This window comes from Gloeocapsopsis sp. IPPAS B-1203 (genome assembly GCF_002749975.1).
In the GTDB taxonomy this organism is placed as follows: Bacteria; Cyanobacteriota; Cyanobacteriia; order Cyanobacteriales; family Chroococcidiopsidaceae; genus Gloeocapsopsis.
Genome location: NZ_PEIG01000001.1, coordinates 111,472 through 125,429 on the forward strand (window position 1 = coordinate 111,472; position 13,958 = coordinate 125,429).

Annotated in this window: 15 protein-coding genes; 10 read left to right on the forward strand and 5 right to left on the reverse strand. The window is 40.6% G+C overall.

Features of this window, described 5'->3' with window-relative positions:
* Positions 1–16 precede the first annotated feature (16 nt).
* From CSQ79_RS00495 to CSQ79_RS00510, 4 genes are all read left to right on the forward strand, one after another.
* A complete protein-coding gene (locus tag CSQ79_RS00495) occupies positions 17–460 on the forward strand; it encodes a MarR family winged helix-turn-helix transcriptional regulator (RefSeq protein ID WP_099699259.1) in 444 nt (147 codons plus the stop codon).
* A 55-nt stretch (positions 461–515) separates the two neighbouring features.
* The gene (locus tag CSQ79_RS00500) at positions 516–1,103 is read left to right on the forward strand and encodes a DUF8737 domain-containing protein (RefSeq protein ID WP_289500113.1); all 588 of its coding nucleotides are present in this window, start codon (positions 516–518) and stop codon (positions 1,101–1,103) included.
* Positions 1,104–1,194: 91 nt separating this feature from the next.
* A complete protein-coding gene (gene lipA / locus CSQ79_RS00505; RefSeq protein ID WP_289500401.1) occupies positions 1,195–2,076 on the forward strand; it encodes a lipoyl synthase in 882 nt (293 codons plus the stop codon).
* Positions 2,077–2,121: 45 nt separating this feature from the next.
* Positions 2,122–3,048: an NAD(P)H-dependent glycerol-3-phosphate dehydrogenase gene (locus tag CSQ79_RS00510; RefSeq protein ID WP_099699751.1), complete on the forward strand. Its 927-nt coding sequence runs from the start codon at positions 2,122–2,124 to the stop codon at positions 3,046–3,048.
* Between the two features lie 137 nt (positions 3,049–3,185).
* On the opposite strand, the gene CSQ79_RS00515 is transcribed toward CSQ79_RS00510, so the two are convergent.
* From CSQ79_RS00515 to CSQ79_RS00525, 3 genes are all read right to left on the reverse strand, one after another.
* The gene (locus tag CSQ79_RS00515) at positions 3,186–3,464 is read right to left on the reverse strand and encodes a HepT-like ribonuclease domain-containing protein (protein WP_289500116.1); all 279 of its coding nucleotides are present in this window, start codon (positions 3,462–3,464) and stop codon (positions 3,186–3,188) included.
* Positions 3,445–3,786: a nucleotidyltransferase family protein gene (locus CSQ79_RS00520; protein WP_099699262.1), complete on the reverse strand. Its 342-nt coding sequence runs from the start codon at positions 3,784–3,786 to the stop codon at positions 3,445–3,447. Before CSQ79_RS00520 ends, CSQ79_RS00515 begins: the two co-directional genes overlap by 20 nt.
* Before the next feature lie 162 nt (positions 3,787–3,948).
* Complete coding sequence (locus CSQ79_RS00525; protein ID WP_289500117.1) at positions 3,949–4,422, reverse strand: GNAT family N-acetyltransferase; 474 nt, start codon at positions 4,420–4,422, stop codon at positions 3,949–3,951.
* A gap of 365 nt (positions 4,423–4,787) precedes the next feature.
* Between CSQ79_RS00525 and CSQ79_RS00530 the strand changes: the two genes are divergently transcribed.
* The 5 genes from CSQ79_RS00530 to CSQ79_RS00550 all read left to right on the forward strand — a co-directional run bounded on the left by CSQ79_RS00530 (position 4,788) and on the right by CSQ79_RS00550 (position 11,004).
* Positions 4,788–6,674 carry an NAD(P)H-quinone oxidoreductase subunit F gene (locus tag CSQ79_RS00530; protein WP_099699263.1) on the forward strand — a complete coding sequence of 629 codons (1,887 nt, stop codon included), beginning with the start codon at positions 4,788–4,790 and terminating at the stop codon, positions 6,672–6,674.
* A gap of 79 nt (positions 6,675–6,753) precedes the next feature.
* Positions 6,754–8,298, forward strand: coding sequence for an NADH-quinone oxidoreductase subunit M (locus CSQ79_RS00535; protein ID WP_099699264.1), 1,545 nt, complete (start codon positions 6,754–6,756; stop codon positions 8,296–8,298).
* A gap of 70 nt (positions 8,299–8,368) precedes the next feature.
* The gene (locus tag CSQ79_RS00540) at positions 8,369–9,694 is read left to right on the forward strand and encodes a CO2 hydration protein (RefSeq protein ID WP_099699265.1); all 1,326 of its coding nucleotides are present in this window, start codon (positions 8,369–8,371) and stop codon (positions 9,692–9,694) included.
* A 190-nt stretch (positions 9,695–9,884) separates the two neighbouring features.
* Positions 9,885–10,259, forward strand: coding sequence for a hypothetical protein (locus CSQ79_RS00545; protein ID WP_143755399.1), 375 nt, complete (start codon positions 9,885–9,887; stop codon positions 10,257–10,259).
* A gap of 181 nt (positions 10,260–10,440) precedes the next feature.
* A complete protein-coding gene (locus CSQ79_RS00550; RefSeq protein WP_099699267.1) occupies positions 10,441–11,004 on the forward strand; it encodes a Uma2 family endonuclease in 564 nt (187 codons plus the stop codon).
* An 8-nt stretch (positions 11,005–11,012) separates the two neighbouring features.
* Here CSQ79_RS00550 and CSQ79_RS00555 read toward each other — a convergent pair whose 3' ends face one another.
* Together CSQ79_RS00555 and CSQ79_RS00560 are read right to left on the reverse strand one after the other, a co-directional pair.
* The gene (locus CSQ79_RS00555) at positions 11,013–11,435 is read right to left on the reverse strand and encodes a DUF29 family protein (protein ID WP_099699268.1); all 423 of its coding nucleotides are present in this window, start codon (positions 11,433–11,435) and stop codon (positions 11,013–11,015) included.
* Positions 11,436–11,512: 77 nt separating this feature from the next.
* Positions 11,513–11,914 carry a fasciclin domain-containing protein gene (locus CSQ79_RS00560; protein ID WP_099699269.1) on the reverse strand — a complete coding sequence of 134 codons (402 nt, stop codon included), beginning with the start codon at positions 11,912–11,914 and terminating at the stop codon, positions 11,513–11,515.
* A 633-nt stretch (positions 11,915–12,547) separates the two neighbouring features.
* On the opposite strand from CSQ79_RS00560, the gene CSQ79_RS00565 reads away from it, so the two are divergent.
* Positions 12,548–13,906, forward strand: coding sequence for a CmpA/NrtA family ABC transporter substrate-binding protein (locus tag CSQ79_RS00565; protein WP_099699270.1), 1,359 nt, complete (start codon positions 12,548–12,550; stop codon positions 13,904–13,906).
* Positions 13,907–13,958 lie beyond the last annotated feature (52 nt).

The following is a 13,958-nucleotide window of genomic DNA, read 5'->3' on the forward strand; positions in this document are numbered from 1 at the left end:
ATATACACTTAAATTTATGCAAGACCAATCAATCAAAACCGTTGCTACTGAGTGCACCTGCTTAAATCTGCGCAAAGCATCGCGTGTTATTACGCAATTGTTCGATCAAGCGCTACAACCGAGTGGAATTTTGGCAAATCAGTTTACACTGCTAGCCGCCCTCAGCCTTGCAGAAAGTGTATCAATTACGCGCTTAGCGCAAGAGTTGGTGATGGATCGAACAACACTAACACGCAATCTTAAACCCTTAGAACGCCAAGGTTTGATTCGCATTGAACCAGGTCAAGATCAGCGAGTGCGAGTTGTGAGTTTAACCGAAAAAGGTCAAGCAGCTTTAGTCAAAGCACTTCCGTTATGGAAACAAGCACAAACTAAGGTCATTGAGGAATTGGGTCAAGACCGTTGGCAGGCGTTATTATCCAATTTGTCTGACACAGTATCCTTACTCCGCGAAAGTTAATTTTTTTGAAAAACTGCGTGTATATACACTTAATTATCAAGGAGTTCAGGTGAAAATGAGTCAACATTCAATTACCCAGCGCTGGTTCTTTCTTGTGCTGTCACTTTGGGGAAGTGCGGTTTCACTAGGAGGGTACTATGGTTTTTTCTCCAAGATTGACTTAATTTGGATTGCGCTACTCGTAGTGACGGGAATAACAATTCCAGTTGCAGTGTACTACTTCAACGTAGATTTTCATACTTACATTCAATCGCTCGATTTGAAGTATTTAACCGTTTTCCACCTATGGCGGATTCCGGCTGGGCTGTGGTTTTTGTATTGTGGAAGTCAAAATCTGCTTCCAGAAAGGTTTGTAAATAATGCTGGTTATGGTGACTTAGCTGTAGGGTTATTAGTCCCTGTAGTTCTCTTACTAAGATTTCGCGGTAAGTATACGATGTTTCACATTTTTAGTGTCTTAGACTTTGCGATCGCCGTAGGCACAGGTTTAACATTTAATTTATTGCAAGTACCACTAATGGAGAATATCGCGACATTTCCAACAGTGATGATTCCGCTTTTTGGCGTTTGTATTACTGGCGCACTCAGTATCATGACTTTAGATCGACTGATTGGGAAAAGGCGATCGCTTTTAGCAACCTAATCACAATCCCATCGCCCTGTAACTTGCTATTCGTAAATAGGGCGTTTTTGCCTGTTAAGATGTAACTGATTCACATATTTATAAATCGTCAATCGTGACTGTTAAGCCAGACTGGTTGCGAGTCAAAGCGCCTCAATGGGAGCGTGTTGGCAGCGTTAAAGAAATTTTACGGGATTTAGCACTCAATACGGTGTGTGAAGAAGCCTCTTGCCCAAATATTGGCGAGTGTTTCAACGCGGGTACTGCAACATTTTTAATTATGGGACCAGCGTGTACCCGTGCGTGTCCGTATTGCGATATAGATTTTGAGAAAAAGCCTAAAGCCCTCGATCCTACTGAACCGGAACGACTTGCAGAAGCAGTACGCCGGATGCGACTGAATCATGTTGTGATTACCTCGGTGAATCGCGATGATTTACTTGATGGTGGGGCATCACAGTTTGTAAGGTGTATTAAAGCAATTCGCGAAGTGTCGCCACAAACGACGATTGAAGTACTCATTCCTGATTTGTGTGGCAACTGGGATGCTTTAGAGATAATTTTACAAGCGCAACCAGAGGTATTAAATCATAATACAGAAACGATACCTCGGCTGTATCGACGAGTACGTCCGCAGGGAAATTACGATCGCACTTTAGAATTACTGCGTCGTTCTCGCGATCTAGCTCCTTGGGTTTATACTAAATCAGGTTTGATGGTTGGGCTAGGAGAAACTGACGCGGAAATTCGCGCTGTAATGGAAGCTCTCCGCGCTGTTGATTGCGATATTCTGACACTAGGACAATATCTACAACCGAGTCAGAAACACCTGAATGTTGCTCAGTTCGTTACGCCAGAACAGTTTGATGCTTGGAAACAGTTTGGCGAAGAGTTAGGTTTTCTGCAAGTTGTCTCTTCCCCCTTAACTCGCAGTTCTTATCATGCAGAACAAGTCAGAGAATTGATGCAACGCTATCCACGTAGTCGATTTTAGTTAGTGATTAGTAGTGAGTTTGATTTCTCCACAGATAATGGGAGAATTCCTCCAAAATTAATTGCAGTTTTGGGTGCTGGTGCTTGGGGTTCAACTTTGGCAGACCTCGCATCTGCAACAGGGCATAATGTGCGTTTATGGTCGCGTCATCTTGACCGTAGTCTAGCAGAAACCGTTGAAGGTGTAGATATTATCGTTTCGGCAATTTCGATGAAAGGCGTGCGATCGGTTGTCGAACAAATTCAATCTTTACCATTTGCACCAGAAACAATTTTTCTGACAGCGACTAAAGGTTTAGAACCAACAACGACTTTAACTCCAGCACAAATTTGGCAAGCTACATTTCCCCACCATCCAATTGTCGTTCTTTGCGGTCCCAATTTATCAAAAGAAGTTCAGCAAGGTTTGCCTGCTGCAACGGTTGTAGCAAGTACAAATATTACTGCAGCAGAAGTTGTGCAAACGGTGTTTTCTTCTAGTCGGTTTCGTGTTTATACCAATACTGATCCGATTGGAGTAGAACTCGGTGGGACAATCAAGAATGTCATTGCGATCGCCGCTGGTGTCTGTGACGGCTTACATTTGGGAACAAACGCTAAAGCTGCGCTTGTGACACGGGGACTTACTGAAATTATTCGGATTGGTGTTGCTTGGGGTGCAAAAATTGAAACTTTTTACGGTTTATCAGGATTAGGAGATCTACTTGCAACGTGTAATAGTCCTTTAAGTCGTAACTACCAAGTTGGTTATCAGCTAGCGCAAGGTAAAACTTTAGCAGAAATTCTCGAACATCTAGAGGGAACAGCCGAGGGTGTGAACACGACGCAAGTTTTAATCAAAAAAGCGCATCAGCAACACATTTCTGTACCAATTACAACTCAAGTTTACAGATTATTACAAGCAGAAATTACACCACGACAAGCATTAGAAGAATTGATGTTACGCGATATCAAACCAGAATATAACTTTTGAGAATTGCAATGATATCTGTCAAAACAGCTTGCTTGATTCAATTATCTGCGATCGCACTACAAATCTTCATTCGATAGCGGAGGTAACAAAGGTTCTAGCTGAGTCAACAGCCTCACAAGTTCTGAGTTGACGATATTCTAGAGAATATCTTGTTGAATCTCATCGTAGCGATGAATAAGAATGTTTCGTAAGCCGACAATCCTGCGCCAGTCAATTTCTGAATGTGTGCATCGAAAAGCTTCAGATACTCTACCTGCTGCTTCGCCAAGAATTTCTAGTTGTCTCTCTACTGCACTTTGAATTAACAAGCTTTCCTGATAGTTCTCAAAAGAGAGGTTAGCAGTAAATTCCTGGATGCGACGAACTGCCGATATCATATCCCAGAGTGCAGCAGCATCACGGTTGCTTGCTTGCATAAATCACCTGGTGAGTTTTCAAAATCTCAGATCTACGATAGGGATTTTTTAATCCGCGTTTATCTACTAAATCCACTTTTCGTTGAAACATCGTTTCAAGCTCTTGCTGCATGTCTAGCCAGTCAAACAAACTCCAACCATGATGAGGAGCTAGTGTTATTAAAACATCAACGTCGCTATCAAATCGAAAGTCATCGCGTAAAACTGAGCCAAACAAAGCAAACTCAACAATTTTCCATCGCTGACAGTAATCGGCAATTTGTGATGGTGAAGCCTGAAGACGCTCACTAATTATAGTTATAGTTTGGATTGCTGTAGTCATTATCTCTTTATTTACTTAAAGTACTTAAAGTTATATGCATTATCTGCTTAGTCTTTGCCATCACTCGGATTAACTTCCCATAGGCAAATAATGTAGTGTTTTGTGTTGCCAAGAAGTACTAATGGTAAATGGCTTATATAGAGCGGGATTATTAGGCTGCGCTTATTGCAGCACTTTTTTTAAGAAGAATCGGCTGTGTCCTTCCGGAAAGTCTGGTAGCTCACCAAACACAGTGTATCCAAGTTTTTGATAAAACTCTGGTGCTTGAAAGCTAAACGTATCTAAATAGGCATATTGACAGCCGCGCTTAACTGCTTCCTGCTCCGCAGCAGCTAGAAGAGAGGTACCGCAACCTCCTCCTCGGTAAGTTTCATTTATCCAAAAAACATCAACATACAACCACTGCCAATATGTTGAGCCAACTAAACCACCAACTAAGTTATCATCTTCATCTCTTAAGAACACAGTTAATTGCCGAAAATTGCCGTCACCAGCACAACGACTGTTGAATTGGATCAATTGTTGAACAATAAATTCAGTCTCATCATGCTTTGGTTGCTCGGCTATCTCCATCTTGAGTTGTGGCTTCATCGCAATTTCTGGTGTACGCAAAAGCTTTCCCCATTGTAGAATCACCGCAATCGCCCGATTGACATCTCAAAAAAAGCGATCGCTTCTGCATGTTAGTGTCTTCATTCTATGCATAGACGAAAACCAATGTAAATCATTGACTTAAGTTGATAGTTAGTGAGTAGTATCCATAAAAATCAATGATTACGATTAATAAACTTCACAATAGACAATACTAATAAACAAAAGTTATAGAAACTATCGTAGATTCCACTGAAGCAATAATTTATTTTTAACCCTCAAAAAGTTAAAATTTTATTTAGATCAAATAACTAAATAACGAAAGCATCACTTAGTACTATTGCAGTTTCATAAGCATCATGCTTTAGAGTGAAAATTTTTAGTCGTTTCGAGAATTAAAGGTAATTCCAATGGAATTTCTTATCCAGAGTGTCTGGGTTGTACCTTGCTATGCCTTAATTGGCGGTCTTTTGGCTGTACCTTGGTCGCCAGGAATACTACGGCGTACGGGACCAAGACCCGCAGGATATGTCAATTTTATAATGACATTTCTGGCATTTTTACATAGCTTACTTAGCTTGCCAGCAACTTGGCATCAACCACCCCAACAAATATTTATACCTTGGTTGAATACTGCGGGTTTAGATTTAACGATCGCAATAGAAGTCTCTTCAGTTAGCGTCGCAGCACTTGTTGTTATTACTGGTATCAATGTACTAGCGCAAGTTTACGGCTTTGGCTACATGGAAATGGACTGGGGTTGGGCAAGGTTTTATTCCCTACTCGGTTTATTTGAAGCTGGATTATGTGCCTTAGTATTGTGCAACTCGTTATTTTTCAGCTACGTACTCTTGGAAATCCTCACTTTAGGAACTTATCTGTTGGTGGGTTTATGGTTTAGCCAACCGTTGGTAGTTACAGGTGCAAGAGATGCCTTCTTGACAAAGCGTGTCGGTGACTTATTTCTATTGATGGGAGTGTTGGCGCTGCTACCTCTTGCAGGAACTTGGAACTTTACCGAACTTGCAACTTGGGCGGCTACTGCAAACGTCGATCCGACAGTGATAACACTTATTGGTCTAGCATTAATTGCCGGTCCAATGGGTAAATGCGCGCAGTTTCCGTTGCATCTATGGTTAGATGAAGCAATGGAAGGACCTGTTCCTAGCACAATCTTACGGAATTCAGTCGTTGTCGCTAGTGGTGCTTGGGTATTAATTAAATTACAACCCGTATTAGCGCTATCCCCTGTTGTCATGTCTGCATTGGTAGGGATTGGTGCAGTGACTGCGGTTGGTGGTTCTTTAATTGCGATCGCCCAAATCGATATCAAGCGCTGCCTATCATATTCAGTTAGTGCATACATGGGCTTGGTTTTTATTGCCGTTGGTACACAACAGAGTGAAGCGGCGTTGTTATTGGTACTAACTCATGCTGTAGCGTCTGCGCTGTTGGTGATGAGTACGGGTGCAATTGTTTGGAATAGTGTCACCCAAGATGTGACGCAACTCGGTGGCTTGTGGTCGCGTCGTCCTGTGTCTGGTATGGCTTTTATTGTCGGTACGTTAGGGTTAATTGGTTTTCCACCACTAGGTAGTTTTTGGGCATTACTCAAACTTGCATCTGCGCTATGGGAAACACAACCCTGGCTAGTGGGAGTCATTATCGTCGTCAATGCTTTAACCGCATTTAGTTTAACTCGTGAGTTCGGTTTGGTATTTGGTGGTAGATCTAAGCAAATGAGTGAGCGATCGCCAGAAATTCATTGGCCTATGGCATTACCTATGATTATCTTGCTCGCTTTCACGTTACATCTTCCTTTAGTATTACAAAGCTTATCACTGTTACCTAGTTGGGAACTACTCAATAAAGATGTAGCTTTACTCTTAATTTGGTCGAGTATCTTTGGCTGTAGCATCGGTGGTTTGATCTACCTTGGTAATACAATTACTAAACCAGTACGTCTGCCGTGGAAAGGTTTGCAAGACCTCATTGCTTATGATTTTTATACACCAAATCTCTACCGTCTCAGCATTGTTTTTAGTGTTGATTTAATTTCAAAAATCACTGATATTGTTGACCGCTTTGTTGTCGATGGCATTGTTAACTTAGTTGGATTGATTTCAATCTTTGGTGGAGAAGGATTGAAGTACAGTACTTCTGGTCAAACACAATTTTATGCTTTTACTGTGTTACTGGGTGTAGGTTTATTTGGAGTTTTGATGAGTTGGCAATTTTGGGGAGATCAGTTTTTGAACTTGATGTATTCATATATTTCCTTAATTCTCAATTTCTGAGTTCTATTATGTATCTGCAGACATCTTGTCTGCAACAAAACTAGAAAAACATCATCAAAAATTTTAAGGTAAATATCTTATGCTCAGTGTTTTAATTTGGTTGCCTATTTTAGGTGCAGCACTTATAGCATTCCTTCCTAAAAATATTTCTACAGAACGCATTCGCCTTGCAGCACTTCTTGCCGCTGGTTTCACCTTGGCATGGAATATTTTTCTACTACTCAAGTTTGATATTACGAGTCCAGGAATGCAGTTTTTAGAAAACATTCCTTGGAATGAAACATTAGGGTTAAGCTATCAACTTGGAACTGATGGCTTATCAATTCTGATGCTGGTACTTAATAGCTTGCTAACCTGGATTGCAATATATAGCAGTGCCAAGCAAACTGAACGCCCGCGACTTTTCTACTCATTGATTTTGCTAGTTAGCGGTGGGGTAGCAGGTGCATTTGCTGCACAAAATCTCTTGCTGTTTTTCTTGTTCTACGAACTCGAACTAATTCCTTTCTACCTACTAATTTCAATTTGGGGTGGTGAAAAACGAGCATACGCTGCCATCAAGTTTTTAATTTACACTGCTGTATCTGGTGCATTAATTTTAGCCGCATTTCTAGGTATGGTGTGGCTTACTGGTGCTTCCAGCTTTGCTTACGATACTCTGACAACACAGGCTTTATCTTCAACACTGCAGGTAATACTGCTAGCAGGCATCATTCTCGGTTTTGGTATCAAAATTCCCTTAGTTCCCTTTCACACCTGGCTACCTGATGCTTACGTCGAAGCTTCTGCACCGATCGCAATTTTGCTGGGTGGAGTTTTAGCTAAGTTGGGAACCTATGGAATTTTACGCTTTGGTATGGGTTTGTTTCCTGAAGCCTGGGCAACTATCGCGCCAACTTTGGCAATTTGGGGTGCAGCGAGTGCTATTTATGGGGCATTAGCGGCGATCGCACAAAAAGATATCAAACGCATGGTAGCCTTTAGTTCAATCGGTCATATGGGCTACGTATTGTTAGCAGCGGCGGCTAGTACTCCCCTAGCGCTTGTTGGTGCGGTTTCACAAATGGTTAGCCACGGTATCATTCTAGCAATCTTATTTCACTTAGTCGGAGTCGTCGAAACTAAAGTTGGTACTCGCGAGTTAGATAAGCTAAATGGATTAATGAGTCCAGTGCGCGGTTTACCAGTGATTAGCGCCCTCCTCGTTTTAAGTGGTATGGCTAGCGCGGGTATTCCTGGAATGACAGGATTTATTGCCGAATTTATTGTATTTCAGGGCAGTTTCTCTGTTTTTCCGATCCAAACGATTTTGTGCGTTGTTGCAACAGGTTTAACCGCAGTTTATTTTGTCATTTTGCTTAATCGTACCTGTTTTGGAAAACTCGACAACAATCTCGCTTACTATCCTAAAGTCTTTTGGTCTGAAAAAATCCCAGCTTTCATTTTGGCAGGCTTAATTATCTTTTTAGGAGTACAACCAACTTGGCTAGTGCGTTGGAGTGAACCCACAACAACTGCAATGGTGGCAACAATTCCTGCACTGGAAGAAGGGGTTAGAAGCGTTAGCGCAGCGGGACGAAGTCCGGAGCGAGGGGTGAGTGAGTGGCTAGTGGCTAGTGAATAGTTCAGAGAAATTGCACAAATACTACTTCTAATCTCAATTACCAATTACCAATTACTGATTACCAGTTACCATGACCGCAACAATTCAACCTCCAACTACTAAACTACCACCATCGCAACACGAATTTGCTCAGGTTATTCACCGCTTAGAAGCTGGTGGGGCTATGTTACCCGATACACCAGAAAACTTGATGCAAATTATCGGAATCTATAAAGCTTATGCTGTGCCAATGGATTTTTATTGGCGGGACTTGCTGTATATTGCTGAACGTGTCTTTCTAGAGCCTTTTCCGTTTTTTAAATACTTCATTCCCAAAGAGTATTTGGAATTGCACAATCACTATGCAGGTGAAGACGCTGATTTAAGAATTTGGCAAAAAGGCAAAGCCACTGCGCATCCTGAACTACTTGCGTTTATAGAGAAGGGTGAAACCTTCAAAATGCCCAAACTGTTGCATCATTTGTTTCACGATCGCATCAATATGGAATTTGCGGAAGAGTGTATGCGCTCAATGCTGTGGCATCGGGGAATGTATGCGCCTTACAATAAGTTTGATTCTTACTTAGATAGCGAAGAGTACAAAGCGAACGCAGATAAAGCAATTAAAGCCTACTTCCAGGGTAATCCCTTGATGTTGGGGATGTATAAACTGTTTCCTGATATGTTTTTGGAACAGTGTCGCCAGATGTCGTATTACAGCAATCTAGGCTTATTCTGGGAAGTGATGGCACCAGTATTTTTTGAAATGAGCGATCGCTACGATGCTGGTGATTTTAAAACTGTACCCGATGCAATGAATTTCTTGGTAAATGGCATCTTTGCAGTTGCAGGGCGTCCAATTTATCATCATGTCTATATTCGTGGCGAACGCTACGAGATTATTCCTAAATCAAAAGGCTTTACATGGCTATACGAAGCTGCATTACCGTATGTCGAAGCCGTTTTCTATCGTACTTCACCATTTAGAGGAACAAAGTCATACAATGCGCAAGCAAGACAAGTTCCCGACGATCAAAAAGATTTTCACTATGGTATTCTCTACGCTGATGTCTTCCCTGTTGGCACTGCGGGTATTCCTCCCACATTGTTGATGCAAGATATGTTGCATTTTCTACCACAATACTTGGTTGATTACTATCACCAACACTGTCGCGGTGAAGAAGATATGCTAATCCAATTAGGCATCACTTTTCAACGTTCCATGTATTGCGTAACATCTGCTGTTATTCAAGCATTGCGGACTGCATTGTTGTATCCTTTAGACGACCCAAATCCAAAGCACTTACAAGCAAATCGCGACTTTTTTGAAGCCCAATTAAATCGCTTTACGCGCTCAGAGTACGGTATTCGCGATGCTGCACGTTTACGAGATATTCAACAGCAAGATTATCGATAGAAAACTTTCAGCTGCACTCAGAAAATCAAATATATTTGTGTCCCCTCTATTTTATTGAGGGGTCATCATATCATAAAAAATCACTATTAGCCTTTTTGCGAATACTTTTCAGTGTATGTACAGTTGTCAATTTCAAAATATTTTTAATAGTATTGGAATCATTTACAAAGCTCTTTTGAAAAACCTATATATGTGGAATATTGTTACAAGTGCGTTAACGGGCGCTATTGCTACTCAAACAGGAGAAATTACAAGTAAACTCATATCCGAAATGTTGAATGAGGCTGAAATATCTAACCATACCTCAAAAGTGACACAAGAAGTCATATTTATACTAAGTAATATTCAAGGAATGAATCAAGCTCACAGCAGAGACTTAAAGAGAGCAACACCAATGTTTAGTTTACGAGATGGAACCATTGTGAAGTTCTATCAAAATCTAGCTTTTGACCATATATTTTTATCAGATGTGGATGGTAAGTTAATTTATGGGGGTTATATTAGCAGAATACAGGCAAATGATCTTACACAAGCTCTAAATACAATTAGAGTAAATTTTACTTAAAAGTATATTCGATAAATTATGAATTTCAAGAATTGGATTTTATATCAATTTAGCTAAACTTTACTTAAACTCTAATTAAAGAGCAAATTCTATCAAATACAATAATGCAGAGTAAGCAATATAGCTTACCCTATTGTTGTATCAACTAAAATATAGCTATTCCCCGCAATAGAGGGCTTATATGCAGCCTACAACCGAACGACTACGCTGGACAACAGCTGACTTAGAGTTGTTGCCGGATAACGGCAATCGCTATGAGATAATTGACGGGGAGTTGTTTGTGGCAAGAGCGCCGCACTGGAATCATCAACGGGTTTGTGGCAATATCTACCAAGAACTTAATATTTGGTCACAAGAAACAGGTTTAGGACAAGTAGCGATCGCCCCTGGGATTATCTTTTCTGATGCTGATAATGTAATTCCCGATGTTGTTTGGGCGAGTAATAAGAGATTAGCCACTTTGTTAGATGATGCTGGACATCTGACTGCTGCACCAGAATTAGTTGTAGAAGTGTTATCCTCTGGTGGTGAAAACGAACGCCGCGATCGCGAAGTGAAATTAAAACTGTATTCATCAAGAGGCGTACAAGAATATTGGATAGTTGATTGGCAAAAACAACAAATTGAAGTTTATCAGCGCGAAAAAGCTGCTTTAACCTTGATTGCAACGCTGTTTGCAAATGATGAACTTACTTCGCCAATACTCATAAATTTACAAATTCCTGTCAAACAAATATTTGCTTAATCTAAAAGCTACCTGTGAATCATTGCGATCGCACGTTTAACCAGTTCGTTTCGATCTATCTTTTGCTCAATCTGTCGCGCTTCGTATATCCCTTCTGCGGCTTCAATTGAGGCTTGATCAATAGCGCTATCCACCGCACCTGCAATCACTTCACGCAACTCTTTGTTGTTAAGGTACGTTCCTTTGCCTGATGGACGTGTATTAAGATCTTTAATTTCCCTAAGACTGTTGCGAATCGATATATCCCAAGACTTGGTAGTACGCTGCTCAACTTGTTGTTTAATCAGGTGCAGCAGTAAAACTTTAGCATAAGAACGAACGTTTCTAGCAACGCCTTTTTTTCCCATTTCTTCCAAGTCTTCAACCAAAGCATAAGCACCTTCAATATCTTTATGAATAAGAAGTTCTTTGAGTTCTAATAATTCTTCCATATCGTCTTATTTCGGGTTGTGCTTTTGTTGGTGCAAAAATTACCTTAAAAGGGTGAGTCCTACCCACCCTTAATAATCTATCCCATCAGAATAACGGTATCAATGACGTGAATAACGCCATTATCAGCTTCAATATCGGGCGCAATTACCGTAGCATTTTTCACCTCAAACCCATCACAACAATCAATCTTAATCGGTGAACCTTCAACAGAAGTCACCGAATCAACTTTGGCTAAATCAGCCTTCATCAGCTTACCTGAAACAACGTGAAACGTCAGAATCCTAGTTAATTGAGGAATATTCTGTACCAATGTTTGCACTGTACCAGGTGGAAGTTTCGCAAAAGCGTCATCATTCGGTGCAAAAACCGTAAAAGGGCCAGGACTTTTGAGCGTTTCTACTAAACCAACCGCTTGTACAGCTGCTACTAAGGTATTAAACGAACCTGCACTTACCGCAATATCAACAATGTCTGCCATGAACTTACCTTGTTCAGAACTATTTTATCTTTTGTATTAGTAATTAATTTAGCTTACTTGTTATGACAGTATTCGTAATGTATTAAATTTGCATAAGGAATTAATTTATATTTCTCATTAGACAAAATAAAAACCTTTATTGTTGAACGTTGTAGCTGATTACCAGCCTAAAACACAAGTATTTATTGTACTTATTACCCTCGCAGCACCTAATAGCGATCGCCAACCAATTTTGCAATAAAACTACACTATTACGTTGTTTAGGGATTATTGATAAATAAAACTTAAGAGTACTATTTGCTGAGAATAGGCACGCAAAAATTACCTCTAGAAATCCCTATGCATAGCATTTAATTTTTCATTAATAACTTGTGGTTTTAGGTGAACCAATTATTAATTAAAGATGATAAAGTTACATTTAACGCACAGCTGACTGTGAGAAAGAACAGCTAGTAAATGTTTTGACATTAACTGAGAGAGACATTAGCTGCAAGTTTTTTACTAAAAGTTGTAGCAGTATTCTAGTGGGTGCATCTCGTAACTCAGTGAAAGTAATAAATTTTTAGGATTTCCTACTAAATAGGAATTTTAATAAATAGCTTATTGAGGTCATAAAGTTTTCTTGGAGAGAGTATGAGCGAATTTCCAAAGCAATCTCGTCGTAAGTTTCTTTTAACGGCTGGAGCATCTACGGTAGGGTCAATTTTCCTTAAAGGATGTTTAGGAAACCCGCCTGGAACAACGGTTAGCACAACTCAAGTTCAACAAGTAGCGGCTACAAATATTGATCCGGCACAGGCTCCAGAAACTCCCAGAATTAAGTTAGGCTACATCCCAATTGTAGAAGCGGCTCCCTTAATTGTGGCAAAAGAAAAAGGTTTTTTTGCTAAGTATGGAATGACTGAAGTTGAAATATCAAAACAAGCAAACTGGGGTTCAGCTAGAGATAACGTTGAAATTGGTTCAGCAGGTGGTGGCGTGGATGGCGGACAATGGCAAATGCCGATGCCTTATCTCATTTCTGAAGGTAGAATTACCAAAGGCAATGTCCGAATTCCAATGTACGTTTTATGTCAGCTAAATACACAAGGAAACGGAATTGCGATCGCCAATAAACATCAAGCCCAAGGTATTGGACTAAAACTTGCAGGTAAAGAATCATTATTCGCGCAATTAAAATCAGCAGGAACTCAATTTACAGCAGCTTATACTTTCCCGCAAGCTAATCAAGATTTATGGATTCGCTACTGGCTAGCAGCAGGTGGCATTGATCCAGATAGTGAAGTGAAATTATTGACAGTCCCCGCCGCGCAAACCGTCGCCAACATGAAAACAGGAACAATGGATGCATTTAGCACCGGCGATCCTTGGCCTTACCGTATTGTGACAGATGGTATTGGTTACATGGCGGCATTAACCGCAGAGATGTGGAAAAATCACCCTGAAGAATATCTAGCAATTCGGGCGGAATGGGTAGACAAACATCCCAAAGCAGCAAAAGCTTTATTAAAGGGAATCATGGAAGCCCAACAATGGTGTGATAACTTTGATAATCGCCAAGAACTGACACAAATTCTTTCGAGCAGAAACTACTTTAATGTCCCAGCGGAAGTGCTTTTAGATCCGTTTATGGGCAAGATCGATATGGGCGATCGCGTGATCGATGACCGCTCAATGGCAACACTCTACTGGAAAGACGAACGCGGAAGTGTTTCTTATCCTTACAAGAGTCACGATCTTTGGTTTTTAACCGAAAGCGTCCGCTGGGGCTTTTTACCGCCCGATACATTAACAAATGCTAATGCTTTAATCGATAAAGTCAATCGCGAAGATTTGTGGAAAGAAGCAGCACAAGAACTGAGTATCGCCGCCGCAGATATTCCCACTAGCACTTCACGCGGTGTAGAACAATTTTTTGATGGTATCTCATTCGATCCAGCAAATCCTAACGCTTATCTTCAGAGTTTAAAAATTAAGCGAGTCAATGTTTAAGGGTAACGGGTAAACGGTAATAGCTTCAAGATTTCCAATTACCAATTACCAA

Excerpts from the sequence above, each read along its gene's own strand:
- CSQ79_RS00495 (WP_099699259.1), top strand. The coding sequence starts at position 17 with ATGCAAGACCAATCAATCAAAACCGTTGCTACTGAGTGCACCTGCTTA.
- CSQ79_RS00500 (WP_289500113.1), top strand. The coding sequence starts at position 516 with ATGAGTCAACATTCAATTACCCAGCGCTGGTTCTTTCTTGTGCTGTCA.
- CSQ79_RS00515 (WP_289500116.1), bottom strand. The coding sequence starts at position 3,464 with ATGCAAGCAAGCAACCGTGATGCTGCTGCACTCTGGGATATGATATCG.
- CSQ79_RS00520 (WP_099699262.1), bottom strand. The coding sequence starts at position 3,786 with ATGACTACAGCAATCCAAACTATAACTATAATTAGTGAGCGTCTTCAG.
- CSQ79_RS00530 (WP_099699263.1), top strand. The coding sequence starts at position 4,788 with ATGGAATTTCTTATCCAGAGTGTCTGGGTTGTACCTTGCTATGCCTTA.
- CSQ79_RS00535 (WP_099699264.1), top strand. The coding sequence starts at position 6,754 with ATGCTCAGTGTTTTAATTTGGTTGCCTATTTTAGGTGCAGCACTTATA.
- CSQ79_RS00540 (WP_099699265.1), top strand. The coding sequence starts at position 8,369 with ATGACCGCAACAATTCAACCTCCAACTACTAAACTACCACCATCGCAA.
- CSQ79_RS00545 (WP_143755399.1), top strand. The coding sequence starts at position 9,885 with ATGTGGAATATTGTTACAAGTGCGTTAACGGGCGCTATTGCTACTCAA.
- CSQ79_RS00550 (WP_099699267.1), top strand. The coding sequence starts at position 10,441 with ATGCAGCCTACAACCGAACGACTACGCTGGACAACAGCTGACTTAGAG.
- CSQ79_RS00555 (WP_099699268.1), bottom strand. The coding sequence starts at position 11,435 with ATGGAAGAATTATTAGAACTCAAAGAACTTCTTATTCATAAAGATATT.
- CSQ79_RS00560 (WP_099699269.1), bottom strand. The coding sequence starts at position 11,914 with ATGGCAGACATTGTTGATATTGCGGTAAGTGCAGGTTCGTTTAATACC.
- CSQ79_RS00565 (WP_099699270.1), top strand. The coding sequence starts at position 12,548 with ATGAGCGAATTTCCAAAGCAATCTCGTCGTAAGTTTCTTTTAACGGCT.